The sequence below is a fragment of the Nocardiopsis halotolerans DSM 44410 genome (assembly GCF_000341065.1).
GTDB classification, from domain to species: Bacteria; Actinomycetota; Actinomycetes; order Streptosporangiales; family Streptosporangiaceae; genus Nocardiopsis; species Nocardiopsis halotolerans.
Genome location: NZ_ANAX01000010.1, coordinates 1 through 3,091 on the forward strand (window position 1 = coordinate 1; position 3,091 = coordinate 3,091).

The 3,091-nt window shown below is 74.3% G+C and carries 2 protein-coding genes; both read right to left on the bottom strand.

The window, feature by feature from the left end:
• Positions 1-1,953, bottom strand: a 1,953-nt coding sequence (locus tag D455_RS28775; protein WP_017568831.1) for a molybdopterin-dependent oxidoreductase, incomplete at its 3' end; no start/stop codon positions are given.
• A gap of 277 nt (positions 1,954-2,230) precedes the next feature.
• Positions 2,231-3,091, bottom strand: an 861-nt coding sequence (locus D455_RS0100655; RefSeq protein WP_017568832.1) for an NCS2 family permease, incomplete at its 5' end; no start/stop codon positions are given.

Genomic DNA, 3,091 nt, shown 5'->3' on the forward strand with positions numbered 1-3,091 from the left:
GCTGTCGCCGATCTCCACGCGGAGGTCGGACGCGGACATCCCCAGCCGGTCGGCGACCACCTCGCCCAGGACCGTGCGGATCCCGGTGCCGATGTCCTGGGTGGCCGAGCGCACCACCACCCCGCCGTCGCGGACCGACAGTTCCACCCGCGCCCGGGGACCCATCAGGTAGAGCCAGTTGGACGCGGCGATCCCGACCCCGCGCCGGAACCGGCCGGTGCGGGGGCCGCGCGGACGCTCCCGCCACAGGTCCAGTTCGGCGACCCGTTCGTACAGGGCCCGCCGCTTGGGGTTGCCGTCCCAGCGACGGCGCAGGGACAGCGGGTCCTCGTCCAGCCGGTGGGCCATCGTGTCCACGGCCTGTTCCAGGGCCCAGGCCAGAGGAGCGCCGCCGGGGGCGCGCATGGGTCTGCCCGGCGGGCGGTGGGTGACCACGTCGAAGTCGCGGACCCGGCGCGGCGAGCGCCCGTACACCAGGGCTCCGAGCGTGGCCGTGGTGGAACCCACCGAGACGCCGCCGTCTCCGTGGGAGTCCACGGTCATCGCGGCCAGGTCCCCGTCGGCGTCGGCCAGCAGCGCCACCCTGGTGCGGGTCCCCGGGCGGTGTCCGGCGTCGGTGAGTTCCTCGGCGCGGTCGAAGGACACGCGTACCGGGGCGTGGGCGAGCCGGGACAGCTCGGTCGCGGCGACCATGTCGACCGACAGTTTGGCCTTGGCGCCGAAGCCGCCGCCGACGTACTCGCTGACCACGTGCACCCGCTCGGGCGCCAGCTTCCAGTGCTCGGCGGCCTTCTGGGCGACCTTGGCCACCGCCTGGGTGGACGTGCGCAGGGTCAGCGAACCGTCGCGTTCCCAGGAGGCCACGCACACGTGGGGTTCCAGCGGGCTGTGCATCTGCACGGCGGTGGTGTACTCCTGGGCCACCAGGCGCGGGTCCTGGCGTTCGGACGCCGCGCGCAGCCGCCGCACGGCGGTGGCGCCGCGCCAGCTGACGGTGGACGGACCCCGCGTGTTGCCCCTCCAGCGGGCCGCGAGAGCGGGGCCCTCGCCGTAGGAGGGGGCGGCCTGGCGCTCGGCGCGTGTGGCGTACACCCGCGGGGCGTCCTCCGCGCTCGCCGCGTCGGTGTCGACCACGGCGGGCAGGGGTTCGTAGTCCACCCGCACGGCCCCGGCGGCGGCCCGGGCCAGGGCCGCGGTGGGCGCGGCCACGGCGGCGATCGGCTGGCCGACGTAGCGCACCACGCGCTCCTCGCCCAGCAGGTCGGTGAAGACCGGGTTCGGGTCCGCGGGCTGGTCGGGGCCGGGACGGCGGACGGCGGTGTCCCTGGCCCCGCCGGGTCGGACGGAGCGCACCCTGGCGTGGGCGTGGGCGGAGCGCACGATCACGCCCTCCCAGGTGCCCTCGGGGGCGAGGTCGGCGCTGAAGCGGGCCCCGCCGGTGACCTTGGCCAGGGCGTCCGCGCGCGGCGGGTCCTGCTCCGGCGTGGTGTCGAACTCCCCCGTGCAGGCGGCGGCCACGGCGGCGAAGATCCCCTCGTAGGCGCCGCAGCGGCACAGGTGTCCGGCCAGGGCGTCGGCGATCCGCTCGCGGTCGGGGCGGACGTCGCCGTGTTCGGCGCGCCAGGAGTCGACGAAGGCGGAGGCCTCCACCACGAACCCGGGCGTACAGTAGCCGCACTGGAGCCCGTCGTGGGCGGCGAAGGCGCGCTGGACGGGGTGTTCTCCGCCCAGACCCTCCACGGTGGTGACCTCCCGGTCCGCCAGCCGGTCGGCGGGCAGCAGGCACGAGGCGGTGGGCGCGCCGTCCACCAGGACGGTGCAGGCACCGCAGACCCCGGTGCCGCAGGCGATCTTGGTGCCGGTCAGGCCGAGCCGGTCGCGGATGTGCTCGGCCGCGGTGGTGCCGGGAGAGTCGGGCGCGGGGGAGGAGGAGCCGTTGACTCGAACGTTCATGGGCGGTCTTCCCTCGATACGAAGTTGACATTGACAACTTACGGTGCGGTCAGAGGGCTGTCAACGACGTTTCCGGGGCCCGCCCCCCACCCGCTCCGGCGGCGTGCGGGCGGGCCCCGGCCGCGGTGGAGGCGCGCCGGAGGGCGCTCGGCGGAGGGCGCGGTGTCGAAACCGCCCCGGGGGCGGCCGAACCCGGAGAGCGCTTTCCGCTCCCGAGACGAGAGGGCCGGGTCGCCCTCCGGCGACCCGGCCCTCCCACGCCACACGGGCCTGGGCGCTAGAGCCCGAGGGCGTGCATGGAGAAGTCGAAGACGAACACGGCGGTCAGCACCCACATCAGCCAGCCGACCTCACGGAAACGGCCCTGCGCCGACCGCAGCACGGTGTAGGAGATGATCCCGATGCCGATCCCGCTGGCGATGTCGTAGGCGAACGGCATCATCGCGATGGTCAGGAACGCGGGCACGGCCACCGTGGTGTCCGACCAGTCGATTCCGCTGACATGCGTCATCATCAGCGCCCCGACCATCACCATCGCCACCGACGCCGCCTGGGCGGGCACGATCGAGAACACCGGCGCGAACACGATCGCGGTCAGGAACAGCAGGCCGGTGACCACGCTGGACAGTCCCGTCCGCGCCCCCTCGCTCACACCTGCCGTGGACTCCACGAACACCAGCGTGGCCGAGGAGCTGGTCAGGCCGCCGACCACGGCCCCCGTCCCGTCGGTGGTCAGGATCTGGTTGACCCGGGGCATGTTCCCGTTCTCGTCGGCGATCCCGGCCTTGGACCCGATCGCCAGGATGGTGCCCACCGCGTCGAAGAATCCGGCCAGGACCAGGGTGAACAGGATGACCGCGGCGGTGGTCGGTCCCGCGCTGGTCCAGGCGCCGAACAGATCCACCCGGAACAGCAGGCCGAAGTCCGGCACGGCCACGGGACTCCCCGTCAGCTCCGGGACCCCGCCGCCCCAGTCGTCGGCGTTCAGGCCCGCCACCTGGTGGACCACGACCGCCAGGACCGTGGCGCCGACGATGCCGTAGAAGATCGCTCCGGAAACCCCGCGCGCCATCAGCACGCCGGCCAGCACCAGGCCGCAGACGAACACCAGGATCGGCCAGCCGAGGAGGCTGCCGCC